Raw genomic sequence first — 24,135 nt, forward strand, 5'->3', positions numbered from 1 at the left:
TGCGCGCCAACCTCATGCACCGAAAGCGCCTCGACCGCCTCAACGCTCCCCGTCCAAACCTAGGCGAAGAGCCAAGGCAACTCACCCTGCAATGGACATGATCCTTAACCGGACAGCCGTGGGCTTGACCCGGCCATCTCCGTCACCGCACGCCAGCGCCGGCCAGAGGTGGATGCCCGTGTCAAGCACGGGCATGACGGTGTGGGAGATGCAATGCTTCCTTGACCGCAAACGTCAGCGCACCACGGCCGAGCGTTCCTTGAAGTACGCCACCATCGCCGCATCGGCCGGCAGCAGATGCTCGACGAACATGGTGTGCGCCTCGGCGATCAGGGCGCGGGCGGCCGGCTCGTCGCTCCGCGCCACCGCAGCCGCCAGAGCTTCGAGCTTTTCGGAAAACGCCTCGTGCATGACGATGTGCTGTTCGGTGTCCGGCGTCGGGTGCTGGAGGAGGTAGGCCTCCTCGCGCCGGAAATGCTCGCGCGCCTCGATCACCAGCCGCTGCGCCATCGACGCCGGATATCCGCTGCCGGGCAGCATCGCCAGCGAGTCCTCCAGCAGGTCGAGCAGCGTCGCCAACTGCTTGTGGTCGAGGTCGAAGACGCTGTGTCCCGTGCGCCAGCTGTCATCCCAAGCCATAACACCCCTCTCCATAGGTCCTGTTTTTTGTCGGTGCCGCGTTCGGCGGTCACTTCTTCGCGTGGGCCTTCCAGGCCGAAACCAGGCGCGTCGCCTCGGCCGATTGCGCCGGGGTGAGCTGCGCGGCCACTTCCTTCAGCAGCGGCGAGGCCACACGCTTCACCTCGGTGTCGCTGGCCTCGTTGGCAAGGTAGAGCCAGCGGTAGGCGCTGACGGTGTGCTTCAGCTCGCCGGTGCTCTCCAGGCGGCCCAGGTTGAACTGCGCCCAGGGGTCGCCCTGGTCGGCGGCCAGCTGGTACCAGATCGAGGCGGCGCGCAGGTCGCGCGACACGCCCATGCCGTGCTCGTACATGGCGGCCAGATTGTACTGGGCGATGGCGTAGCCCTGCTCCGCCGCCTTCTCGTACCACTTGGCGGCCTGCTTGTAATCCTGCGCCACGCCGGAGCCGGTGGCGTACATGACGGCAAGGTTGTTCTGCGCCACCGCGTCGTTCAGTTCGGCGGCCTTGGTCAGCTCCGGCAGGCTCTTGCCGATGGCGGCGCCGTGGCCGGCCTGTTGGTTGGCGAGGGCGATGCCGGTCGTGACCGACAGGGTTCCGGCGATGGCGAGCGCAACGAGCAGCCTCATGATTCTTGTCCTTATTCGTCGATGCTCGTGGGGGAGGTTTCTTCGAGCTTGCGGTAGAGGGTGGAAAGGCCGAGGCCGAGGTTCCGCGCCGCGATGCGGCGGTCGCCCCCGGCGGCCTGGATGGCGTTCAGGATCAGCTTGCGCTCGAACGACGCCACCTGATCCTTGAGCGAGTTGTTCGAGTCGATGGGCGCTGCGTCCGCCACCGCCGGCATGCCGGCGTTCGTCCCGGTGATGCTGGCCGGCAGGTCCCACTTGGTGATCGTGTTGTCCTCACACAGCAGAACCGCACGCTCCAGCACGTTCTCCAGCTCGCGCAGATTGCCCGGCCACTGGTAGCCGCGCATCAGCGCCTCGGCTTCCGGGTCGATGGTCAGGCCGTCCATCTGGTGGTTGGCGCGGTAGCGCGACAGGATGAACTCCACCGCCGTGGGGAACACCGACATCTGCTGGCGCAGCGGCGGCAGGCCAACCTCGAAGATGTTCAGGCGGTAGTACAGATCCATGCGGAAGGTACCGGCCGAGACCATCTGTTCGAGGTTGCGGTTGGTGGCGGCGATGATGCGCACGTCGGTCTTGCGCGAATGGTTGCCGCCCAAGGGGCGCACCATCTTCTCCTCGATGGCGTGCAGCAGCTTGACCTGCATGGCCAGCGGCAGCTCGCCGATCTCGTCGAGGAACAGCGTGCCGCTGCTGGCGCCGACGAACAGGCCGTCCTTGGCCTTCTCGGCGCCGGTGAAGGCGCCTTTCACGTGGCCGAACAGCTCGCTCTCGACCAGCGTCTCGGGGATGGCGCCGCAGTTGACCGGGATGAACGGCTTATCGGCGCGTGAGGACAGCGAGTGGATAAGACGGGCGGTCATGCCCTTGCCGGTGCCGGACTCGCCGGTGATCAGCACGGTCAGGTCGGTGCGGCTGACCTTGCCGAGCATCTGCTTGATTTGGTGGCCGTCCGAAGTGTCGGGGAACCAGTAGCGCCCCGGCTCCTGCTGGATGATCTTGCGCAGCAGCTGGTTTTCGCGCTTGAGCTGATCCAGCTCGTGGATCTGGCGGAGCCGCCGGATCAGGTCGGGAACGCGGGCCGGCTTGATGATGTAGTCGGCCGCCCCGGCCTGGAGCGCGCTGACCGCGGTGGACACCGAGGCGTAGGCGGTCATCAGCAGCGCCGGGATCTCGATGCCCTGCTCGCGCATCTCTCGCAGGATCTCGACGCCCTCGCGGTCGGGCAGGCGCAGGTCGGTCAGCAGGATGTCGAAGCCGCCGTCGGGCAGCAGCGCCAGAGCCTCCTCGGCCGTGCCGACGCCGACCCCCTCGATGCCGTCCTTGCCCATCTGCTCGATCAGCACCTGACGGAACGAAACCTCATCTTCGACGACCAGTACCCTCATGCTGCGCACTCGCTGTAAGGCAAACGGATCACGATGGACGTCCCGGAATCCGGGGCGCTGACGATCTCGATCTGACCGCCGTGGTCCTTGACGATGGAACGACAGATGCTGAGCCCGAGCCCGGTGCCCTTGCCTTCCGGCTTGGTGGTGAAGAACGGCTCGAACACGGCCTTCTTCACGGACTCGGGGATGCCGGGGCCGTTGTCGGAAACCGACAGGATCACGCGCCGCCCGGCCCGGCGCGTGGTGACGAGGATCCAGCCCTGCTCCGGGTCCACCGCGTCGGCGGCGTTGATCAGCAGGTTCATCAGCACCTGGACGATGTGGTCCGGGACGCCGTCGATGTACAGCCGCTCGGCGCACAGCTCGGTGCTGAGCTTGATCTTCGCCAGCCGCGGCTCGAAGCGCATGAGGTTCAGCGTGCGCTCGACCACGCGGTTGAGGTCGAAGCGTTGCGTCTCCGGCACGCTGGGCCGCGCGAAGCCGCGCACCTCGTCCAGCGTGCGGGCCATGCGGCCGGCGTGCTCGGCGATGACGTCGGTGTGGCCGAGGAGCGTGTCGCGCCGCTCGCACGGCGATTCGCACAGGCAGCCGGCGAGCTGGTCGCACACCGCCATGATGGACTGCAAGGGGTTGCCGACCTCGTGCGCGATGCTGGCGGCCAGCGTGCCGAGCGCCAGCATCTTTTCCTGCTGGGCGGCCTGCTGGCGCACCGCATTGGCCTCGCGGTCGCGCTCGGCCAGCTTGCGCGCCATGGTGTTGACCGCCTCGATCAGGTGGCCGACCTCGTCGCCGCGGCCGGCGGGGATCGGCTCGCCGTAGTCGCCGGCGGCGATGCCGCGACTGCGCCGCTCCAGCACCGCCAACGCCTTGACCAGACGGGTGACGAACAGGCCCCCCAACACCGCGATGCCGGCGAAGGCGCCGACGCACAGCGCCACGAAAACGACCATCAACTGCTGGCGCCGGGTCTTCGCCTGTTCCAGCTCGTCGATGTGGCGGCGGCGCATCTCGACCAGCGCGTCGTGCGCCTGACCGGTGAAGCGGTTGATCGCCATCTCGATCTCGGAGCGGAACTCGTCGAGGCGCTCCTGCGTGTTCAGCCCCTCGGTCAGCATGGCTTCCAGGCGCTGCACGTCGTACTCGAAGGCGGTGACGTCCTTGGGGTGGAGCGCCGCAGCCAGCAGCCCGTCCGGGCGCATGGCGGCAAGGTCGCCGAGCCAATGTTCGGCCAGCGCGCGGCTGTGCGGTCCGCCGGCGTCCGCGGGAATGGTCAGGTCGCGCAGCAGATCCTCGCCCTGGGCCGAGACGCTGACGAGGCCGTAGGCCAGATGCTCGATGGTGTTGACGCGCCCGAGGTCGCTCTCGGCGCGCTGGTAGTAGACGACGGCGAGCCCGATGGAGAACACCACCAGCAGCCCGATCGCCGCGAACAGCATCCGCGCCTTGGCCGCCAGCGTGTTGGCGCTCAGCCGCCCCACCCATCCCGGCAGACCGGCGGGCACGCGCGACGGCCCGGACTCCGCCCGGGCGGGTTCCCCGCCGGCGATGTCCGGGGCGCCGTCGTCGCGCCGCAGTGCCTGGATGCTGGACAAAAGGAAACGCCTCCTCAACCTGCCCAGGGCGACAACGCACGCCGGAAGGCGCGCCCCGAACCCGTGGAGCCGGATGGACGGGAGCATGCCGCGTGCCAACCGGTCATACCTCTCCGCGTAAATTTCCTGCTGCGACAATAATGTACAGCGGTTGCCTCAATTGCCGGGGATGCCCCGGTCCGTGCCGGACGCCCATGCACGGCACACCCGGCGGGACGGCGGCAGCGCTCGGAAAAATTCCCGGTTGTGGGACGGACTTTCCCGCCTCGGGGAATGGGCGCGGCGATTCTCACGTTTGGAACAGGCTGCGCTGGCTGACGGGGTAGGGCGGGATCGGCTGCTCGCGCGGCTTGCCGAACAGGCTGCCGGCCAGCATGGCGTAGCCGGCGCCGATGGAGAGCTGCGCGTCGAGCCGCGTGTCCACGCCCCAGATGTAGGTGTAGAAGCCGCGCCGCAGGCAGTCGCTGCCGAAATGCGAGATGTATTTGCGGATCGTCTTCTTGCCGAACGGCGAGATGAACGCCGCGTGCAGGCTGATACCAAGATGCCGAACGCCGAAATCCTTGACGTACTCGATGTTGGACGCCTCGGTTTCGCAGCGGATGATGATGAACTTGGCCGACGGCGACAGCAGCCGCAACGCGTTCTCCAGCACCGCGCGCGAGGTGTCGTCGTTGACGCCGATCAGCTCGTAGACGATGTGCTGGCGCCAGGGATCGGCGGCCAGCGTCATGGCGAACTGCTCGAACTCGCGCTTCCCCTCGTTCAGGAAGGTCCCCATGTGGATCGGCACGACGAGCTGTGCGTCGGCGTGCAGGCCGCGCGAGATCATGTCGGCGGCGGTCTCCAGCATGAACAGGTCGAGGTAGGCGACCATCGGGTCGAAGGCGCGCTCGATCAGGATCGCCTCGCCGGAAACCACCTTGCCGCGCACGGCGCGCGACGGGTACAGGCGGTAGCCGAACACCTGCTGGTTCTGCAACGACCAGACCGCCACATATGTGATCTCGACGGAGTTGAGGACGCGCCGCACCAGACTGTCGGCGTTGCCGCTGCGGTCGTCGCCGCCAGTGGAATGGTGATACTGGGCGTGGCCGCGTGGCCCGCGCGGCGCCGGCTTGGCATCGGCACCGAACTGGCGGACATCGACCACCGAGGCGGCGATGTCGATGCCGTTCATGGACGAGCCCTGGACGCCGATCAGCTTCTCGCGGATGCGGCGGGCCACCTGGTTGGCCTTGAGCGACGCCTCCTGCATGGACAGGCCGGCGAAGATCACGATGAAGCGGTCGTCCTGGACGAGGAAGCCGTCGCGCGGCGTCAGATTCTGCGTCAGCACGCGCTCGGCCATGGCCATGGCGCGCTCGCGGATGCGCCCCCACTCAACCGCTCCGAAGGCGGTCGCGACCTGATCGAGGCTGATCACATGCAGGCGGTCGAAGGTGGCGACGTCGCCGTCCTTGAGCTGGGTGCGAAGCAGGTCCTCGAAGTTCGTCCTATTTGTCTGCTGGTCCATGGGACACCGCCTCGGCCGCGTAGGCCATGTCTTCGCTCATGATGTGCTCGAACAGCCAGATGCGAAGGAATTCAGCCATCTCCCCAGCAAGCATCGAGCGCCGCCCCTCCCGGTATTCGGTCACGAAGAACTGGACCTTCTGGATGAACAGGTCGTGCTTCTGCTCATGCTCGGCGATCTTCGAGTAGCCGATGTCGCGCATGTACGACTCTTCGCGGCCGAAGTGCGAGACGGTGTACTTGAGCAGGCGGTTCAGCACCGGCTGCACCTTGTCCCCATCATCACTGCCCTTGAGCGCGGAAAGCTCGTTCAGGGCCTTGATAATGCCTTTGTGGTCGCGGTCGAGCTGGTCTCGACCGACGCTCATCGCGGGGCTCCAGGTGAATGTCTCGCTCATGTCCGGCCTCCTGGCGCATGGCCCCGGTTCTTTAACCTAAGACCAAGCAATTATTATGCCGCACGACACCCGCAGCGCGCCTGAAACAAAATTGGATGGCGCGCGCGTTACACGCGTACGGCGGCACGTGTGTTGCAACGATAACCGAGCGGTCGCGCGGCCGCGGGAGGCGTTTTGTCCCACTTGCAACGACGCGCGATCGAGCGACTTGACGAACGACCCAAGGCCACGCGGATGCGCCCCATGCCCCGGTTCCTCCTGACCCTGCCGATCACGGTCCTGTTGCTGGCCGGCTGCAACGCCACCACATCCGGCACCGGCGCCCGCGACACCGCCGCCCAGGCGGCCCGCGAAGCCGCGGTGCTGCCCGCGGCGGAGGCCAATCCCGGCTTCGAGGAATGGGCGCGCATGGCCGAAATCGGCGTGGCCTTCGGCCCGGCCATCGCGCCGGTGGTCTTTGACGGGCTGTCGGCGTCCGACAAGGCGACGCTGCTCGCCCTGTCCCGCTCGACCGCCGGGCGCGAGGGCGAGTTCGCCAGCCTGAGCCACACCGCGCCCAATGGCTGGACGTTCGAGCGGGTGTTCCTGCGCGCGCCAACCGAACGCCCCTGCGCGCTGTTCGAGTTCCACGCCCGGCGCGGCACGTCGGAAGCGACGGGCTTCGCGCTCGGCTGTCAGGTCAAGGACGCGCTGCTCGTGTATCAGGTCGGCGGATCGGACGTGACCAGCCCAAACATCTTCGACAGCATGTTGAGCTTCGTGCCCGATGGCCGCCTGTCCAAGGTTGCGAATTACGTCAAGGCCGACGCCGGCCGCTTCCAGACGACGCCCCCGCCGGGCGACTGGGAAGAGCTGGGGGCACGCCGCGCGCAGTGGCGCCGGGAATTCCGCGAAGACGCGCCCGTCATGATCGAACGCACTGCCGCCGCCAAAGAGTAGCCCGCCCCAATCCGTCGCACCCCTGCCCGGTTCCCCCTCCCTAGGCGATGTGGCATCAGATGTTGGAATGGCCCTTCCCATACTCGGAAACTTTTCCCGCCCCAACCGGGCGCTGCGGGGCCTCGTCGGCAAAAAACGGCGGAAATTCAGCGATTCGCGTCAGGCACGCCGCTTGCTTATATGACCTCCAGGAAGCAGCCGTATGGTGCGGCACCACTGGAGGGGAACCCCATGCAGAGAATTCTCTTGCCGCTCGAGCCCCTGCTCCAGCTCGTCAGCGGCCAGGTGAACGGCATGCCGGCGCCCTCGCCGAGAATCCTGGAAGCCATCGCCGCGGTGGACGCCCAGGTCGCCTGCGCGCTGAAGGAGCGCGGGGCGCTGATCTGCGACGTGCGCGGCCGGGCGAAATGGCGCGCCGCCCGCATTCCGGGCGCCCTCAACATGCAGATGGACCAGCTCAGGGAATTCGACTTGGCGCGCTTGGCCAAGAAGGACACGCCGATGGTCTTCTACGGAGAGGGCCACGGCTCCTACGACGCGGTGGTGGCGGTGCGGCGGGTGCACAGCTGGGGCTACAACGAGGCGTGCTGGCTGCCGACCGGGCTGAACGGCTGGATCGCCGCCGGCTATGCCGCCGAAACGCAGAGACAGCGCCGCGAGCGCTCGGCTCAGGGCTACGGTTTCGCACCGCCGATGGCGGCCACGGCCGGGTAACCGCCAGGAAAGGTTCCGGGGCATGAACGCACACGCTCGCATCGCAAAGCGCAGGGGTGTCGGCATGCCCGTCCGGGCGGTGGTCGGCGCGCTGGTCGCCTCGCTGCTCATCCTCGCTACCGTCGGCGTGCTCGACACCTTCGAGCGCGCCAGCCACCAGCAGGAAAACCGCCTTCAGGCGGTGCTCTACGCCAGCGTGCTGCGCGCCAAGTTGGAAGGCGCACTGAACAAGCGCCTGCGCCTCGTCTACGGCGTCTCCGCCTTCGCGCGCAGCCAGATCAACCACCTCGACGAGGGATTCGACTCCTTCGCCGACGCCATCGCCCACACCGGCGTGGACGGCATCCGCAGCCTGCAACTCGCCCCGCAGGGCATCGTCAGCCACGTCTATCCCTTGCAGACCAATAAGAAGGTCGTGGGCCACGATCTGCGCGCCGACCCGGCCCGCCGTCAGGCGGTGGACCGCACCATCGCGCAACGCCTGTTCGTCGTCGCCGGCCCGGTGGCCCTGGTGCAGGGCGGCACCGGTCTGATCGCCCGCCTGCCGATCTTCCTGTCCAGCACGCCGGGCGGGCCGGAGGACCGGTTCTGGGGCTTCGCTACCATCATCCTCGACCTGGAGCCGCTGCTGCGCGAAGGCGGGCTGGTGCCCAACGACAGCATCTACGACGTTGCGCTGCGCGGCGCCGACGGGCTGGGCGAAGGCGGCGCCAACTTCTTCGGCGACAACGCCCTGTTCGAGCGCGAGCCGGTGGTGCTGGACGTCAGCCTGCCGACCGGCAACTGGCAGCTCGCCGTCGTTCCGCGCGAGGGCTGGTCGTCGGCCGGCGCCGCGTCGACGGCGATCTGGATCATCGGCATCCTGCTGGCGCTGGCCACCGGGCTGCTCATGTACATCCTGCTGGCCTCACCCGAGCGGTTGAAGCGCGAGGTGACCCGCGCCTTGCAGACCGCGCGCGAGCGCGAGGAGCAGTTCCGCCGCGTCGCCGAATCCGCCACCGACGCCATCGTCTCGGCCGATGAGGACGGGCGCATCATCTTCTGGAACCGGGCGGCCGAGCGCTGCTTCGGCTACCGTGAGGCGGACATCCTCGGCAGCCCCATCGAGCGGCTGATCCCGCCGCAGTACCGGACCGAGCACGCACGTTGTCTAGTGTGCCGCGGCGGCGATGGCGAGGGCTATGAGAGCTGCGGGCGGCTGATCACCACCCACGGCCGCCACCAGGACGGCCACGAGTTCCCCATCGAGTTCACCAACGCCCACTGGGCGTCGCACGGGGCGATGTACTCCACCTCGATCATCCGCGACATCTCCGAGCGCCGGAAGGCCGAGCAGCAGCAGGCGCTGCTGACCGAGCGCTATCATCAGGCGCAGCGCATGGAGGCGGTGGCGACGCTGGCGGCCGGCGCCGCGCACGAGTTCAACAACATCCTCAACTCGCTGCTGGCCCGCGCCGAGGCGGCGGCCTACGAGATCGAGCCCGAGCACCCCGTGCAGAAGCACCTGTCGGAGGTGCTCGACGGCGGCTGGCGCGCCGCCGCCATCGTCCGCGACCTGCTGGCCTTCAGCCAGCCGGTGGAGGAGTCGGACGAGCCGGCGCATGTCGAGACCACCGCACGCTCCGTGGTCGAGCGCCTGCGGGTGAGCGCGCCGAAGGGCGTCGCCGTCGAGGCGCGGATCACCGATGCGCCGTGCGTCGTCCGCGCCAACCCGCAGCAGATCGAACAGGTGGTCGACGGGCTATGCCGCAACGCGGTCGATTCCATGGGCGATTCCGGCACGCTGACCGTGTCGGTGGACACCGTGACCGACGCCGCGGCGACGACGGGCGAGACCGTTGCCGATGCCGGCGGCGAGGCGTCGGGCAGTGTCGAGATCGGCTTGGTGCCGGCCGGCAGCTCCATCCGTCTGGTCGTGCAGGACACCGGCTGCGGCATCCCGGCGGAGAATCTGGCGCGCATCTTCGAGCCGTTCTTCACCACCAAGCGCGTCGGCGACGGCAAGGGCCTCGGCCTGTCGGCGGTGCACGGCATCGTGCAGCGCTACGGCGGCGCCATCCGCGTTCAATCGCGTCCGGCGTGGGGAACACGGGTGGAGATCTTCTTCCCTTGCGAGGATGCACCGCCGCCTGCTATCGCGGAACCGGCGCACCGCCGGGCCTGAGCGGCGCCCGCCCTCGAAGGAGACCGCCGTGCTGACACGCCTGCTTCCCCTGCTGCTGCTGGCGGGCTGCACGTCCGCCGGCACCGTCCCCGCCGCTTCCGAGCCGTCCGCCGTCCAGGCCGCGGAAAGCTGCACGGCGCCCGGCGGCTGGTACGACGGGCGGGGCCGTCAATTGGGCACCGACACCGTGCTGGGGCGGGCCGCCGCGGCACCGGCGGTGCTGTTGGGCGAGCGGCACGACAGCGCCGAGCACCACCGCTGGCAGCTCCAGACGCTGACCGCGGTGCACGCGCTCAACCCGAACATCGCCATTGGGCTGGAGATGCTGCCGCGCTCCAAGCAGGCGGTGCTGGACCGCTGGGTGGCCGGCGAGCTGAACGAGGCGGAACTGCTGCGCAACACCGATTGGGGCACGCTGTGGGGTGTCGACGCACAGTTCTACCTGCCGATCCTGCACTTCGCCCGCATGAACCGCGTGCCGCTGGTGGCGGTCAACATCGACCGCGCGCTGGTCACCCGCACCCGCAAGGAGGGCTGGGCCGCCGTCCCGGTGTCCGAGCGCGCCGGCATCGGCGATCCGGCGCCGCCGCCGGCCGCCTACATGGACTACCTCTCCGCGGCGCTGGGCATGCACGACGAGGGCGGGAAGGACAAGCCAGCGGATGCGCCGCGCGAGCCGGGGCGCGAATCGCCGGAGTTCCGCCGCTTCATCGAGGCGCAGTCGGTGTGGGACCGCGCCATGGCCGAGCGCATCGCCGAGACGCACCGCAGCACCGGCCGCACGGTGGTGGTGATCGTCGGCTACGGCCACATCGAGCGGCGCTTCGGCATCCCGCACCAGCTCGACACGCTGGGCGTGAACGGGTCGGCGGTGCTGCTGCCGTGGGACGGGGCGCGCACCTGCGCCATGTTCGACGGCACGGTGGCCGACGCGGTGTTCGCCATGGCCCCGACCGACGACGCCTCGCTGATGCCGAAGCCCCGCCTGGGCGTGACGCTGGAGCCCGGCCAGGACGGCCTGCGCATCACCCGCATCGGCGAGGACAGCGTCGCCGCCAAGGCCGGGTTGGCGGTGGACGACGTGCTGGAGACCGCCGCAGGCGTCCCGGTCCACCGTCTGGCCGAGGTCACCGCGGTGGTGCAGCGTCAGGCGCCGGGAACCTGGATGCCGATCACCGTGAAGCGCAACGGCAAGACTCGCACCATCGTGGCGAAGTTTCCGGTGCAGCAGTAGCGGAGTGCAGGCTTCGTGGGTGAGGCAAGGTTTCACACGGATTACACGGATTTAGGCACGGATTACACGGATTTTTTATTCGTGCGCAGCAGCGGCCTTCGGGGTGACCCGAGACTTTGCAAGCATCAAAGAAAATCCGTGTAATCCGTGTTCAAATCCCCAAAATCCGTGTGAATTCCTGCCCTTACCAACATCACACCGCCCGCACGCAATCCCGGCCATCGGACTTGGCGCGGCGCAGGGCGTCCTCGGCGCGGCGGATCGCCACGTTGATGTCGTCATCCGGCAAGCAGCGCGTGATGCCGATGCTCGCCGTCACCGGGCGACCGCCACCGGCCGGCGCGGTGGCGGCGGAAACGGCGCGTCGGATGCGCTCGCCGAACAACACCGCGGCGCTGAGGTCGGAGCGCGACAGCACCGCCAGGAACGTGCCGCCACGGTGGCGGCCAAGCAACTCCTCGTCACCCATCTGCTCACGGATGGCGGTGGAGACGACGCGCAACGCCTCGTCCACCATCACCGGGGCGCCGGTGTCCACCAGGGATGGGAACTGGTCCACCTCGATCAGCGCCAGACAGGTCGCCCCCGCCTGCCTCAGCTCCTCCGCCTTCTCCAGGAGGGCGTGGTGGTTGAGCGCGCCGGTCAGCGCGTCGGTGGCATCGCGGCGTTGCAGCTCCGTCAGCGCGGCGGCGTAGCGCGCCGCGGCGCCGCGGGCGAAGGTGTACAGCATGGCGAAGGCGGTGACGATGAGCAGCACCGCCACCGCCAGCGACGACACCACCGAGCGGCCGAGATGCTCGTACTGGCGGCCGAGGTCCAGGTAGACCTCGAAGCTGCCGATGATGCGGGCCTCGTGGCGGATCGGCAGGTAGGTCTCGACCACATCGACGCCGAAGCGCACCCCGCCGCCGAGGTCGGCCACCTGCCCCCGCCGCTTGATCGACGACAGCGTGCTGCCGGTGGCCAGCACCTCGCGGAGCACGGGGTTCTCGGTGTCGGTGCGGTCGATGAGCGGCATGTCCGTACTGTACACGATGCGCGTGTCGGCGTTGTAGATCTTGATCTTGTAGATGCCGAAGGGCTGGAGATAGCGCCGCATGCGATGGTCGAAGGCGGTGAACTGCTCCTCCGGCAGCCGCACCGCCACCACGCCCGGTTGCGCCGGCAGCAGCAGCAGATCACGCTCCTGCGCCAGCAGCGCCTCGCCGACACTGGAGGCCAGCACCTCGGCGTCGCGGATCATCTCCGAGCGGTAGATCGCGTACACGCCGGCGCCCATCAGCAGCGAGATCGTCACCGCCGCGACGGTCAGCAAAACGGCGAACCGGCGCAGCAGGTCCGCCGGGAGCGACGGGTCGAAAGCCCCACGCGGCGTCCGGGCGCGCCAGCCCGCGCCGTTTCCGAAAAATGAAATCCTGCCCGAACTCACGAGCGCACCGAACTTTCTCAAAGCCCCGGCCCCGCCGCCAGCACAACGCACACAAACGAGCGGTCACCGAACAGTTTAATTCAATACAGCATTTTACAAATACCGCAAGCTCGACACGTGAAAAACCGAGCCGCAACTTGGTATGACCACAATGCTGTGCCGCACAACATATCAGCGCACTCGACACTGTCACACCAGCCACCAAAAGATCTCAGATCAGAGAACCTGGAATTCGCCTTCCCAATATTGAGAATATTTGGATATTTATCCTCCCCGCTCGCAGATCATGGCGGCTCTGCGACTTACAATGATTCCATAGTGTGCAATCCCCTCTTTCTAATACCGGGGAATTGTGATAAAGAAAACGGCATCGCGATCTTCTACCGGCGCAGCGGGAACTGCGTTCAATCCAACGATTGCTAAGGCGTTGAACGGACCGTCCATGCACATTGTCCTGGCGACACATCACTCTTTGCTGATAGACGGGCTGCGCCCGTACATGTCCCCGATGTGCCGCGAGGGCGGTCTGGTCGAGGCGAGCACCATGCGCGCCCTGCGCGAGGCGGTGCAGGCCGACGCGCCGATCGATATCGTGATCGTCGACTTCTGCATGCCTGGTGTGAACACCGTCGAACTGGTCACCGACATCCACCGCCAGCGGCCCGACACCAAGGTGATCGTGATGGGCCCGGCGCTGCACCGCTCCTTCATCCTGGACGTCATGAAGTCCGGCGCGTCCGGCTACATCTCCAAGCAGATGAACGCCAACATCGTCATGTCGGCGGTGCGCCTCGTCGCCAGCGGCGAGCAGTACGTGCCCGCCGCCATGCTGTCGCTGGAGGACGCGCCAAACGGCCAGATCTGCGGCCACGACCTGGCGCCGGACGGCGCCTGCGGCGCCAAGGCGCTGACCGACCGCGAGCGGGACATCCTGCACCTCCTCAAGGAAGGGATGCCCAACAAGGTGATCGCCAACACGCTGGACATCAGCGTCGTGACGGTGAAAAGCCACCTGTCCAACGTATTCCGCAAGATCGGCGCCCGCAACCGCGTGCACGCGCTGCGCCTGCTGAACGATAGCGGCAACAAGGCGCAGTATTCGCGCGCCTGCTGCTGACGCACATTCCTGATCGGCGTGAAACGCGGCGTTGCGTTCGTGACCGCCGACGTTGCAATCACGTGCCGGTAGGGGCTTGCTGGTTTCGTTGAACATCAATGGCTTAGCCTGAACCGGCAGCGGCGGATGCAACGCTATGAAACACTATGAAACGCGATTCGATGGTGGACTGCACCCCTGGAGTGAGACAAAGAATGTGTCACAGGGTTGTCAGCAAAGGTTGTGCCGGCTGGCCAGCCGGCACAACCTTTGGAATATTTTCCTGAAGCGCCATACCTTCGGCTTCGGCCTCGGTGGGAGTCCGATAGCCGAGAGCTGAGTGCAGGCGCTGGGCATTGTAGACGGTTTCGATGAAGCGGCCGATAGCTTGTTTGGCGTCGGCGAGGTCGCGGTAGCGCCGTCCATCGACCTCTTCCAGTTTGAGGGTTTTCATGAAGCTCTCCGCCATGGCGTTGTCGTAGGGACAGCCGGCCCGGCTCATGGACGGCAGGATGCCGCGGGCCTCCAAGCGGGCGATGTAGTCGCCGCAGGCATACTGGATGCCGCGGTCGGAGTGATGAACCAAGGCGCCCGCCACCACCGCGCGGTTCGCCAAGGCCATCTCCAGGGCGGCGAGGGCGAGGCTGGCCTGCAGGTGGTCGGCCAGCGCCCAGCCCACCACCCGCCGCGAGAAGGCGTCGAGCACCACGGCCAGATAGACGAAGGCTTCGCCCAGCCGGACGTATGTGATATCGGCCACCCACAGCTGGTTGACCGCCAACGGGTGCAGGTGGCGGGCCAGATTGGGCCAGATCCGCCAGGAGTGGCGGGCGTCGGTCGTCGCCGGCCGGAAGGCCGGGCGGCGCAGGCACAGCAGATTGTCCGCCTGCATCAGGCGCAGCACCCGCTTGTGATTGACCCGCCGGCCGTCGCGCCGCAGCAGCGCGGTGATCCGGCGATAGCCGTAATGGCGATGGGCCAGCGCCAAGCGCTGGATGGTGTCGCGCAGATCCATCTCCTCCTCGCCGGGGGCGTCGCTGCGCCACTCCCGGTAAAAGCCGGCCCGGCTGCCCCCGGCCAGCCGACACATCCTCTCCACCGACAAGCCGCCTTGCTGCGTCGTCATCGCCCGGATGCTGGCGTAGACGCCGGTCCGCCAGAGCCGAGTTGCGGCTGGCGGGCCTCCTCGAGATGCCGCAAGGCGTGCTTGAAAAAATCCAGTTCCAGTTGCTGCTGGCCGACCTTGCTCTCCAGCAGGGCCAGTCGCTCGCGGATCGCCGGAGGGAGGTCGTCGCCCTCCAGCGCGGCCACCGGAACCGGAGCTCGGCCAGCCGCCAGCGCTTGCGCCCGCCCCCGCCGCCCGGGAGGCCGAAGCCCGGCCTCACCGTGCGCCTTCCAGGCCCGGTACCACCGGTACAGTTGCGCCCGGTGGATCCCGACCTCCCGCGACAGCGCGCTCACAGCGCACCCGCCGTCCATCCGCCGCACAACGGCCAACTTCAGATCCAGAGAATATGATCCCGTCATCAGCTCTCCTTCCTATGAGAACTGTGACACGTTTCACTGTCTCGGTTTAGGGGTGCACTCCAATGGAGTGTTGCATCCGCTCGGCATCGCGCGGATGCGCCTCGGCAACGAGGATTTTCATCCTAGAGCGAACAACCGGCCAGAGCAAGCGCGCCGTTCAACCGACGCCCGAAACACTATTGTCCGAAGAGTCCGGGAAAGCCGCGAATGCGACGCTGACAGGAGATAAAGTGCTCAGCCGAGCAGACGGCTTTTCTGCATTCGAATTCGCAAAAGGCGAGCGATTCAGGGACCGGAACGACAAGGCGAGCCATAAACTTGTCGACGAGCCGACGCAGCACCTTGACCTCCGGTTGCTCATTCCATCGTCTTCATATCAGACGATAAAAGACAGAATGAGACTCTATGCGCAGCATTCTGCGGCGGTCAAGGCATTCATTAGCACTCTAACGAATCATAACGTTCGCCCGAAGAGCCTCACTTGGTTCGGGTCACCACCTCCCTACCCCAGCCGGATTCCCATCAGGCGGCCGAGGGTCGACAGCATGGCCGGGTCGTCCCAGTTGGCGGCGCCGATCATGCGCGTCTTGGTGCGGCCGGCGGCGTCGATCACGATGGTCGTCGGGTAGTCGGCCAGATCGAGACGCCGCGCCGTGCTGCGGTCGGTGTCGATGTGACGGGCGAAGGTGATCCCCTGCCCGCGCAGGTACTCGCGCACCGGGAAGGGGTTGGAGTCCTCCGACACGCCGAGCAGCAGCCCGCCACGCGACGCCAGCCGGGTCGACAGCCGTTGCAGCGACGGCATTTCCGCCCGGCACGGCGGACACCACGTGGCCCAGAAGTTGATCAGCAGCGGCTTGCCGGCGAAGTCGGACAGCCGATCCTCGCCCGCTTCGTACAGCCGGACCAGCCGCAGGTCGCCCGGCAGGTCCGAGGCGGAGGGCTCCGGCGCCGCCTCGTCGCGGCAGCCGGCCAGCAGACCCGCCATCGCGGCGGCCGAGGCGCCGCCCAGGAACGTCCGGCGATCCATATCAGTTGCCCTCCTTCGGGGCGGCGGGCTCGGGTGGGGCGGGCTCGGGCGGTGTGGCGGGCGGCGGTGTCCGCGCTTCCTCGCGCTTGGCGCGCAGCGCGGATTCCCACTCCCAGATGGCGCCGCTGGCCAAGCGGCGGAACTTCTGCTCGTCCTTGGGCAGCAGGTGCTCGAAGGTGCGCATGGCGCCCAGCGCCTCCTCCATCCGCTCCATGCCCTCCAGCGCCATGGCGAGGCCGTAGTAGGCGTTGGCTTGCGACGGGTTGATCTCCAGCGCCCGGTCGAACGCCTCGGCGGCGTTCTGGTGGTTGCCCAAGGCCTCGTGCGCGAAGCCGATGTTGACGAAGACCTCCGGCACATGCGGGCGCAGATGGCTGGCGGCGTTGAAGCTGACCAGCGCCTCGTGTGCGCGGCCCTGGCGCATGTACTCCACGCCGCTTTCGAAATACTCGCGGAACGGATCGGCGCCCGGTGCTGGGGCTGGGGCTGGAGTTGGAGCGGCGACCGCGGCCACCGGGTCCGGCACGGCAACCCCGTGGTCGCCGCCGCTCAGCATGACGATGGCGGTCCCCACCGCCGCCACGGCGGCGAGCACCCCGGCCAGAACCCGGGTGGTGCGCGGCGTCTTTCTCATATCATTCCCTTGTGCGGGGCGACCGAGATGAACGGCATGCCGAAGAAGGTGCCGAAGGCGATCACGAAGATGGCGAGGATGGCCAGCGCCGACACCTCCGGCGGCGGCCGCTTGGTGACGCGCAGGTGCAGATAGCCGGCCACCGCCATCCAGGTCAGGAACGCCCAGGTCTCCAGCGGGTCCCAGTCCCAGTAGCGGCCCCAGGCGTCCTGCGCCCACACGGCGCCCGCGCACAGCATCAGACACTCGAACACGAAGGCCAGCAGCACCAGACGGAAATTGATCTCGTCCAGCAGCTTGGTGGAGGGCAGCGCCGCGAAGCCCTGCGGCGAGGCCCAGCGGCGCAGCAGGATGACGATGCTGCCGCCCACCGCCACCACCGTGATGCCGAGGAACACCTTGCCGAGGAACACGTGCACCGGCAGCCACAGCGTGTCGTAGGTGACCGGGAAGACGGTGTCGCGCACCTCCACCGTCAGCAGCCAGAGCACCAGGATCTGCAACACCGGCAGCACCGCCGCCAGCAGCCCGCGCAGCCGCGGCATCAGCAGCACGGCGGCAAGCGCCGCGGCGTGCAGGCTCCAGACGTTGCTGGACAGCACTTCGAACATGTCCACGTACGGCCCGTGGTCGAGCCGCTGCCAGCGCAGCGCGATGGACACCGCGTGCACCAGCAGCGCCACGGCGATGGGCGCCGCTACCGGGAGCGGCTTGGTCCGGCCGCGCCGCGCCTCGACGACGGCCATCACCGCCGCCACGGCGTACAGCCCGAGCGCCACCAGCAGCGTCCAGTCCTCAAGCATCCGCTTCCCCCGAAACCGCCCGGATCTTGGCGACCGCGTGCCAGCCCAGGCCGGCGCAGGCCACCAGCGCCGCCGCCGCCAGCCACGGCAGCGACGGGTCGTAGAACACGGTGTAGCCCATCCAGGCGCGCAGATCCTCGTAGCGCAGCCGCGCGTCGCCGATGCGCACCTCCTGGCCGGGCTTCAGCTCGTGCCGCCGCCCGCCAAGGCCGACCACCAGCGTGGCGTCCTCGGGCACGCGGAAGGTCCAGGCGGAATCCTCGGCCAGCACCGGCGTGGGCATGTCGAGCCACAGATCGAGCACCGGGCCGCCGTCCGGCATCGGCCAGCTGTTGGCCTGCTTGTACTCGTTCATCGGGTAGGACGGCAGGTGCACGGCGCCGGTCTGGCGCCGCCCATCGGCGCCGATGTGCGTCAGCACCAGCGCGAAGCCCTTGTTGGGGGTGGTGTAGAACCGGTAGCCGGAGATCTTCAGCGGCCGGTCGTCGCCGACGTCCACCTCGTCCCAGGTCCCGCCGGCCGCCGGCACGAAGATCGTGCTGTGCGTGTGGCGGCGTTGCAGGCCGGGCTCATAGTCGATGCGGAACGGCCCCTGCACGAAGGTGACGCCACCCAGGCCCCAGGGGTGCAGCGGCGCCGCCTTGGCGGTCACTTGCGCGGCATCGAAGGCCGAGCCCTGCGTCACCTCGACCGAGCCGGAAAGCGCCGTCAGGCGCCCGACCGCGGCGGTCAGCGCCAGCACCGCCAAGCCGACGTGGAAGACCAGCAGGCCGGGCTGGGTCCGCAGCCGCTCGTTGGTGACGAGCGCCGCCGCCAGATTGACGAACAGCCCGCCGCACGGCAGCGCCAGCCAGCGCGCGTCCAGCGCTCCGCTCAGCTGACCGTGCACCAGCACGGCGGCGGCGAGCGCCATCCACGCCAGCGTCCACCACAGCGACGACAGCACGGCCAAGGCGCGCGCCAGCGGGCGCACCGGCGCGCGCGGCGTTGATCCGGACGCCGGGGAGCGGCGCGCCGCCTTCGCGCGGCGCCGTTCGAGCGCGGCGGCGCCCATCAGTCCTTCCCCTGGGTCAATTCCTTGAACACTGAGACGCGCCCGTTGAACATGTCGGCGACGTAGACGCGGTTGGTGGCGTCGGTCCACACGCCGGCCGGCAGGTAGAAGCGCCCCTCGTCCGTGCCGGTGCCGCCGATGGGCATCAGGAACTGCCCGGCCGGATCGAACACCAGCAGATGGTCGTAATAGGATTCGACCACGTAGACCCGGCCGTCGGCGCCGACCGCCACGCCCTTCGGCCGCGACATGTTGCCGACGTTGAGGCCGATCTGGCCGAAGCTGAGCCGCCCGTCGCCCTCCAGTGTGAAGACCTGGATGCGGAAGTTCAGCGTGTCGGCGACGTACAGGCGGTCGCCGGCTATGGCGAGGTGCGTCGGGAAGTTGAACTCGTACTTCTCGTGGCCGCGGGCGCCGATGGTGTCGATCAGGTGCCCGTCCGGCGCGAAGATCAGCACCTTGTGGCGGGCCGTGTCGGTGACGTAGATGCGGCCGCCCTTAGGATCGCGGGCGATGCCCGTGGGGCGCGTCATCTCGCCCTTGCCGAACGTACCGAGTGGCTTGCCGCCCTGGTCGAGGTGAACGACGACCCCCAGCTCGGCGTCGGTGACGTACACCCCCCCGGCACCATCGGTGGCGACGCCCGAGGGTGCCGCGAAGTCCTGCGCCTCGGACACTTGGCTCCAGCGCAGGAACTTCTTGGCGGGCATGTCGAAGACCATGACCGCCTGCTGCCCCATGTCGGCCACCATCACGCGCCCGGCGGCGTCGACGGCGCCGGCCACCGGGCGCTGCAACTCGACCGGCGCCGCCTGGCCGAACAGGGCGCCGGTGATGAACTCGGCGATCTTCAGCGCGGTGCTGCGCGTCGTGTCGGCGGTGTCGGACGCGAAGTCGTTCTCGCCGATCAGCGTGCCGGCGTAGGCGTACCGCGGAGTCTCCGGCGCCGCCGGCCAGACGTGCGCCTTGGGACCGGGGGCCAGCGTGGGCGCCAGCTTGGGCCCGGCACAGCCGGCAAGCAGCAGCACCGCCAGCAACGCCGCGGCGGCCCGCCTCATTTCGTTTCTCCCTGCGGCGCTTCGCTTTTGGGGGCTTCGGTGCCGGTGCTGGTGTCGGAGGCGCGCTGGCGCGCCTGATCCTCGGGCACGACGCGGAAGACCTGGATGCGGGCGTTCTGCCGGTCGGCCACGTACAGGCGGCCCTGGTAGTACGCGAGGTTGCCGGGGTTCTGGAACTCGCCTGGGCCGGAGCCGGCTTTGCCGTAGGTCTCCACGACGCGGCGGTTGGCGTAGACGATGATGCGGTGGTTGAAGCCGTCCGACACGTAGACGCGCCCGTCGTCGTCCACGGCGATGCCGCCGGGGTCGGTGAACGTCTCCTTGCCGAAGGTCGCGATGTACGACCCGTCCAGGCCGAAGACGTTGATGTGCCGGCTGATGCCGTCCACCACGTAGAGCAGGCCGTCCGGCCCCTGGATCATCGCGCGGATATTGCGGAAGTTGCCGTCGCCGTCGCCGCGCGCGCCGATGCCGTACAGCGAGATGCCGGCGCGGTTGAAGGCGACCACGCGGTCGTACAGGCCATCGGCAACGAAGACGCGCAGGCCGCGCTTGTCGGTGGTCACCGCCACTGGGCGGTTGAGGCTCTCGTCATCCTTGAAGACGCGGACCTGCTCGGCGTCCTTGTCGTACTGGACGACCTTCTTGCCGTTGCCGTCCGACACGAAGATGTCGCCGAGCTGGCTCAGGTGCAGGTCGGTCGGCTCGTCCACATCGCTCAACGTGCGCAGGCGCTGGAAATCGGCGCCGGGCATGCCGTCCTTCGCTTCGTCCGCGCGCCAGCGGAAGCGGTAGAGCGCGTGCGAGGCCTCGTCGACGATGAAGATGCCCGGCTCGCCGGCCGCCACCGCCACCGGCGTGCGGACCAGCGGCGTCAGCTCGGACGCCCCGGTGATGGCGCGGGCGACCGCCCCCATGCTGCTGCCGGAACGCGCCAGATAGCCGTCGAGCGTGGTGTAGGGGATGAGCCGCCGGCCGCCGCCGCCGGCCTGCTCGACCGAATAGAGGCGCCATTGCCGCTGGTTGTCGGACGCGCTCATGGACCCGGTCTGGCAGGCCGCCAACAGCAGCGCCACGACGACCGCGGCCACACGTGTAGAGGTCGTGCGCATGGCCGGCCAACGCATCACTTCAGTCTCCGGGAATCCTGTGGCGTGTTGTGGCAGCGGAAGCAGTCCGTCAGCGGGAACGCCACCTTGCCGTGGCACACCCCGCAGAACTCGCCCTTGAGGATGGAATACATGTTGATCGGATTGCCATCCTTTTTCGGCAGGAATATGGCCGGATGGCAATTGGTGCAGGCGAGCCACTCCGTGTGTTCGCGGTGCGGGAACTTGACGTTCGGCATCGACGCCGTGCGGCTCATCAGCACGTTCATGTCGACGACGTTCATCTGCGCGTCCGCCGCCACGCCCTTGCGCGGGTTGATCTGGCCACGCCGCAGCGCCTCCACCCAGTTGACGTGGTTGCCGCCCGACAGGCCGGGCGGGAGCGGGCCGAGCGCCTCCTCCGGCGCCTGGAGGACAGACAGGGACGGGTTGGTGGGGTCGTAGATGCCCTCAGCCCCCAGGGGCGGGTGCATCTGTGCCTGTGCCGGCGCGCCCTTTTCCGCCGCAGGGGCGGACGCCGCCCCCCACAGGAGGACGGCGCTGAGGAACACGGCGATGGTGAGGAACCGACGCATGATGCCTCTCAAATGGCCGGCGGATGATGCACGCACCGTCCGCCGGCCGTAAAGCCCGACCGATCGGCGCCCTTTGGGGGCGCCGTCCGCATCAGCCGGGGATGTAGGCTCCGGCCATGCGCAAGGCGCGGATCAGAAGATCCGTCGATTCGCCGAGCTGATCGATGGCCTTTTTGTGATCGTTCCGCTTGGCCTTGCCCTCGGCGTCGGTGCGCATGCTCTGGGCCTTGCCGCGGAGATCCTCGACCTGCTTGAGGATCATCGGATCAGGGTTCTTCTCCGAGATCGTCAGCTTCAGCAGGAAGAAGTGGCTGTCGTTGCGGTCCACCTCGTAGACGTACTCGTCGGCGGGCGAATCGAACTTCAGCGTCTTGGTCAGCTTGTCGCCGTCGCGCAGCGCCGCGACCTCCTTGGTGATGGAGGTGTAGGCCCGCTCGGCGATCACCAGGGCGCCCTCATGGTTGCCCTTGGCGGCCATCGATTCCGCCTCGTTGAGGGTCTGCTGGATGGCCGCCTTGCGTTCCGCGGCCTTGCCCGCCTGCTTCTTCTCTTCGGCGACGCGGGTGTAGGCGTCCATCATCGCCTTAACCGAGGCGATGCGGCTGGCGTAGACCTCCTGCGCCCGGCCCGACTTGACCGTCGACTCCGACAGCCGGCGGGACTGCGTCATCACATGGTCGACCGCCTGGTTCAGCTTGGTGTCGGCGGCTTCCCACTTGCTGGCGGCGATGTCCTGCTTGGCCGCCTCGATCAGCGAGCGGGCGGTCGCCAGGGCCTTCTTAGCTTCGGCGTCGTTGCTGGACTCGATGGTCCGGCTCGCCACGGACTGGGAGACCAGGTTCGTGACGAACTTCGCCTTCTGCTCGGTGGTCGAGGGCGTCACCGGGACGCGCTTGTCCGACGCCATCGGCTGCGAGCACACCAGAACCAGGGCCACGAAGGCGGCGGCAGCGGCGCCGCCAAATCTCAAAAGCACGTTCATGTCGTTTCCCCGTTATCTCGCGGCCTTGATGGCGGCGGGCTGGACCACGTCGCCGGTGTTGTTGCCCCACGAGTTGCGCTTGAAGGTGATGACCGCCGCGATGTCCTCGTCGGACAGGTTCTCACCCCACGGCGGCATGGCCGTGTTCTCGACGCCGTTGAGCACCGTCTTGATGTGCTTGTCCAGCGGGCCGCGCACGACCTTGCTGCCCTTGAGCGCCGGGAAGGTGCCGGGCTGGCCCTCGCCGTTCTCGCCGTGACAGCCGGCGCAGTTGTCCAGGAAGACAGCCTTGCCCTTGGTCATCAGCTGCTCCTTGGTCATGTTCGCAGCCGCCTTGGCCGGAGCCGGGGCCGGAGCCGCGGGAGCGGCGGCCGGAGCAGCGGCGGGCGCCGGAGCCGGAGCGGCGGCCGGGGTCGCCGCGGCCGGAGCCTCGTCGTTGGCGCGCGGGGCGGACGAGGCCAGCTTCGCGTTCGACTTCGGCTTGGAGTGGCACTTGGAGCATTCCGAAACCGGGAACGCCACCTTGCCGTGGCAGACGCCGCAGTACTGGCCCATGAGGATGGCGGCCATGCTGATCGGGTTGCCGCCCTTCTTGGGCACGAAGATCTTCGGATGGCACTGGGCGCAGTCCAGCCACTCGGTGTGCGCCAGGTGCGGGTAGACGACGTCGGGCATGGAGCCCTTCACCTCGCGGATGATGTCGAGGTCCATCGTCTGCTTGGGCGTCTTGGTGCCTTCCTTGTCGACGCGCGGGAACACCGCCTGCGTGCGCAGGGCCTTCACCCAGTCGACCTTGTTGCCCGAATTGCCCTTGGGCAGTTCGCCGAAGGCTTCCTTGGGCGGCTGGAGGGCGCCGGTGCCGGCGTTGGTGGCGTCGTGGATGCCGTCGGTGGTCGGCGGAGCGTTGCTCTCGATCGACGACTTCATCAGACGGTTGAACTTGTTGGCACCGTCCTGGGCCTGCGCCGGGGCGGCGCCCACGGACAGGCACCACAGCAGGGCAGCACCCACCGCGCCCAGTGTGTTCAAGCGGATGCGGATCATTTCTGGCCTCCCGCGGGAGTCTGCCCGGCCTTGCTGGGCGGCGTGACCAGACGGTCGATGGTGCTGTTGTGCACCTTCGTCGGCGTGTTGGGCTTGCCGGAATGGCAGAGCGTGCAGTTTTCCACCGACCATGCGATCTGGCCGTTGTGGCAGGCGCCGCAGAACTGGCCGTCGAAGATCTTCAGCATGGTGATGTCGTTGCCGCCGGCCTTGAACTGGAAGCCCAGATCGCCGTGGCACACCTTGCAGCGGAAGCGGATGCGGTGGAACCAGTGGGGGAACACGGGGGGCCGCATCCCGGCCGCGTCCGAATAGTTGTTGATGACGACGTCACCGTATTCGGCTTTCGCCTCGTTGAACGAGGCCGTCGCCAGCACACCCACGACCGCCAAGACCAGCAGGGCGGCTGCGACGTGCCATTTGGCAAGGATCCTTCTCAGCATAACGAACTCCTGGGCGAACGGGCATACGCGCCCCGGACCTCCATGATGCAAGACCCGAGCCGAATTGCCGGAACCCCTGGAATCGCCGGATTTCGCCGATACTGCCGCGTCCGATCCGGCGCCATTGCCAGAATTGG

The 24,135-nt window shown here is 68.0% G+C and carries 24 protein-coding genes; 5 read left to right on the top strand and 19 right to left on the bottom strand.

The window, feature by feature from the left end:
• Positions 1–234: 234 nt before the first annotated feature.
• From ACSVDD_RS20975 to ACSVDD_RS21000, 6 genes are all read right to left on the bottom strand, one after another.
• Complete coding sequence (locus ACSVDD_RS20975) at positions 235–639, bottom strand: bacteriohemerythrin (protein ID WP_448191338.1); 405 nt, start codon at positions 637–639, stop codon at positions 235–237.
• 49 nt (positions 640–688) lie between these two features.
• A complete protein-coding gene (locus ACSVDD_RS20980) occupies positions 689–1,267 on the bottom strand; it encodes a tetratricopeptide repeat protein (RefSeq protein WP_448191339.1) in 579 nt (192 codons plus the stop codon).
• An 11-nt stretch (positions 1,268–1,278) separates the two neighbouring features.
• Entirely contained in the window at positions 1,279–2,655 is a 1,377-nt protein-coding gene (locus ACSVDD_RS20985) for a sigma-54-dependent transcriptional regulator (RefSeq protein ID WP_448191340.1), read from the bottom strand.
• The gene (locus tag ACSVDD_RS20990; RefSeq protein ID WP_448191341.1) at positions 2,652–4,250 is read right to left on the bottom strand and encodes a sensor histidine kinase; all 1,599 of its coding nucleotides are present in this window, start codon (positions 4,248–4,250) and stop codon (positions 2,652–2,654) included. The genes ACSVDD_RS20985 and ACSVDD_RS20990 overlap by 4 nt, the downstream gene beginning before the upstream one ends.
• Before the next feature lie 289 nt (positions 4,251–4,539).
• Positions 4,540–5,766: a hypothetical protein gene (locus ACSVDD_RS20995; RefSeq protein WP_448191342.1), complete on the bottom strand. Its 1,227-nt coding sequence runs from the start codon at positions 5,764–5,766 to the stop codon at positions 4,540–4,542.
• Positions 5,747–6,163, bottom strand: a complete 417-nt coding sequence (locus ACSVDD_RS21000) for a bacteriohemerythrin (RefSeq protein ID WP_448191343.1) — start codon at positions 6,161–6,163, stop codon at positions 5,747–5,749. The genes ACSVDD_RS20995 and ACSVDD_RS21000 overlap by 20 nt, the downstream gene beginning before the upstream one ends.
• A gap of 243 nt (positions 6,164–6,406) precedes the next feature.
• On the opposite strand from ACSVDD_RS21000, the gene ACSVDD_RS21005 reads away from it, so the two are divergent.
• From ACSVDD_RS21005 to ACSVDD_RS21020, 4 genes are all read left to right on the top strand, one after another.
• A complete protein-coding gene (locus tag ACSVDD_RS21005) occupies positions 6,407–7,102 on the top strand; it encodes a hypothetical protein (protein WP_448191344.1) in 696 nt (231 codons plus the stop codon).
• A 231-nt stretch (positions 7,103–7,333) separates the two neighbouring features.
• Positions 7,334–7,816, top strand: a complete 483-nt coding sequence (locus ACSVDD_RS21010; protein ID WP_448191345.1) for a rhodanese-like domain-containing protein — start codon at positions 7,334–7,336, stop codon at positions 7,814–7,816.
• A 22-nt stretch (positions 7,817–7,838) separates the two neighbouring features.
• Positions 7,839–9,980 (top strand): PAS domain S-box protein, encoded by a 2,142-nt coding sequence (locus ACSVDD_RS21015; RefSeq protein WP_448191346.1) that lies wholly within the window; start codon positions 7,839–7,841, stop codon positions 9,978–9,980.
• Positions 9,981–10,008: 28 nt separating this feature from the next.
• Complete coding sequence (locus ACSVDD_RS21020; protein ID WP_448191347.1) at positions 10,009–11,214, top strand: ChaN family lipoprotein; 1,206 nt, start codon at positions 10,009–10,011, stop codon at positions 11,212–11,214.
• 193 nt (positions 11,215–11,407) lie between these two features.
• On the opposite strand, the gene ACSVDD_RS21025 is transcribed toward ACSVDD_RS21020, so the two are convergent.
• Entirely contained in the window at positions 11,408–12,529 is a 1,122-nt protein-coding gene (locus ACSVDD_RS21025) for a GGDEF domain-containing protein (RefSeq protein ID WP_448191348.1), read from the bottom strand.
• A gap of 613 nt (positions 12,530–13,142) precedes the next feature.
• On the opposite strand from ACSVDD_RS21025, the gene ACSVDD_RS21030 reads away from it, so the two are divergent.
• The gene (locus ACSVDD_RS21030) at positions 13,143–13,760 is read left to right on the top strand and encodes a LuxR C-terminal-related transcriptional regulator (RefSeq protein WP_448191349.1); all 618 of its coding nucleotides are present in this window, start codon (positions 13,143–13,145) and stop codon (positions 13,758–13,760) included.
• A 199-nt stretch (positions 13,761–13,959) separates the two neighbouring features.
• On the opposite strand, the gene ACSVDD_RS21035 is transcribed toward ACSVDD_RS21030, so the two are convergent.
• The 12 genes from ACSVDD_RS21035 to ACSVDD_RS21090 form a co-directional block, all read right to left on the bottom strand.
• Positions 13,960–14,865: an IS3 family transposase gene (locus tag ACSVDD_RS21035; RefSeq protein WP_448191350.1), complete on the bottom strand. Its 906-nt coding sequence runs from the start codon at positions 14,863–14,865 to the stop codon at positions 13,960–13,962.
• Positions 14,862–15,266: a helix-turn-helix domain-containing protein gene (locus tag ACSVDD_RS21040; protein ID WP_448191351.1), complete on the bottom strand. Its 405-nt coding sequence runs from the start codon at positions 15,264–15,266 to the stop codon at positions 14,862–14,864. The genes ACSVDD_RS21035 and ACSVDD_RS21040 overlap by 4 nt, the downstream gene beginning before the upstream one ends.
• A gap of 502 nt (positions 15,267–15,768) precedes the next feature.
• Positions 15,769–16,296 carry a TlpA family protein disulfide reductase gene (locus ACSVDD_RS21045; RefSeq protein ID WP_448191352.1) on the bottom strand — a complete coding sequence of 176 codons (528 nt, stop codon included), beginning with the start codon at positions 16,294–16,296 and terminating at the stop codon, positions 15,769–15,771.
• 1 nt (position 16,297) lies between these two features.
• Positions 16,298–16,930 (bottom strand): tetratricopeptide repeat protein, encoded by a 633-nt coding sequence (locus tag ACSVDD_RS21050; protein WP_448191353.1) that lies wholly within the window; start codon positions 16,928–16,930, stop codon positions 16,298–16,300.
• Complete coding sequence (gene ccsA, locus ACSVDD_RS21055; protein WP_448191354.1) at positions 16,927–17,733, bottom strand: cytochrome c biogenesis protein CcsA; 807 nt, start codon at positions 17,731–17,733, stop codon at positions 16,927–16,929. The genes ACSVDD_RS21050 and ccsA overlap by 4 nt, the downstream gene beginning before the upstream one ends.
• Positions 17,726–18,787, bottom strand: a complete 1,062-nt coding sequence (locus ACSVDD_RS21060) for a cytochrome c biogenesis ResB family protein (protein WP_448191355.1) — start codon at positions 18,785–18,787, stop codon at positions 17,726–17,728. The genes ccsA and ACSVDD_RS21060 overlap by 8 nt, the downstream gene beginning before the upstream one ends.
• Positions 18,787–19,845 carry a 6-bladed beta-propeller gene (locus ACSVDD_RS21065; protein ID WP_448191356.1) on the bottom strand — a complete coding sequence of 353 codons (1,059 nt, stop codon included), beginning with the start codon at positions 19,843–19,845 and terminating at the stop codon, positions 18,787–18,789. The genes ACSVDD_RS21060 and ACSVDD_RS21065 overlap by 1 nt, the downstream gene beginning before the upstream one ends.
• A complete protein-coding gene (locus tag ACSVDD_RS21070; RefSeq protein WP_448191357.1) occupies positions 19,842–20,972 on the bottom strand; it encodes an NHL repeat-containing protein in 1,131 nt (376 codons plus the stop codon). Before ACSVDD_RS21070 ends, ACSVDD_RS21065 begins: the two co-directional genes overlap by 4 nt.
• Entirely contained in the window at positions 20,972–21,529 is a 558-nt protein-coding gene (locus ACSVDD_RS21075; protein ID WP_448191358.1) for a c(7)-type cytochrome triheme domain-containing protein, read from the bottom strand. The genes ACSVDD_RS21070 and ACSVDD_RS21075 overlap by 1 nt, the downstream gene beginning before the upstream one ends.
• A gap of 91 nt (positions 21,530–21,620) precedes the next feature.
• Positions 21,621–22,511, bottom strand: coding sequence for a hypothetical protein (locus tag ACSVDD_RS21080; RefSeq protein WP_448191359.1), 891 nt, complete (start codon positions 22,509–22,511; stop codon positions 21,621–21,623).
• A 12-nt stretch (positions 22,512–22,523) separates the two neighbouring features.
• Positions 22,524–23,555: a c(7)-type cytochrome triheme domain-containing protein gene (locus ACSVDD_RS21085; RefSeq protein ID WP_448191360.1), complete on the bottom strand. Its 1,032-nt coding sequence runs from the start codon at positions 23,553–23,555 to the stop codon at positions 22,524–22,526.
• Positions 23,552–23,998, bottom strand: a complete 447-nt coding sequence (locus tag ACSVDD_RS21090; RefSeq protein ID WP_448191361.1) for a c(7)-type cytochrome triheme domain-containing protein — start codon at positions 23,996–23,998, stop codon at positions 23,552–23,554. Before ACSVDD_RS21090 ends, ACSVDD_RS21085 begins: the two co-directional genes overlap by 4 nt.
• Positions 23,999–24,135 lie beyond the last annotated feature (137 nt).

It is taken from the genome of Azospirillum terrae, assembly GCF_053470425.1.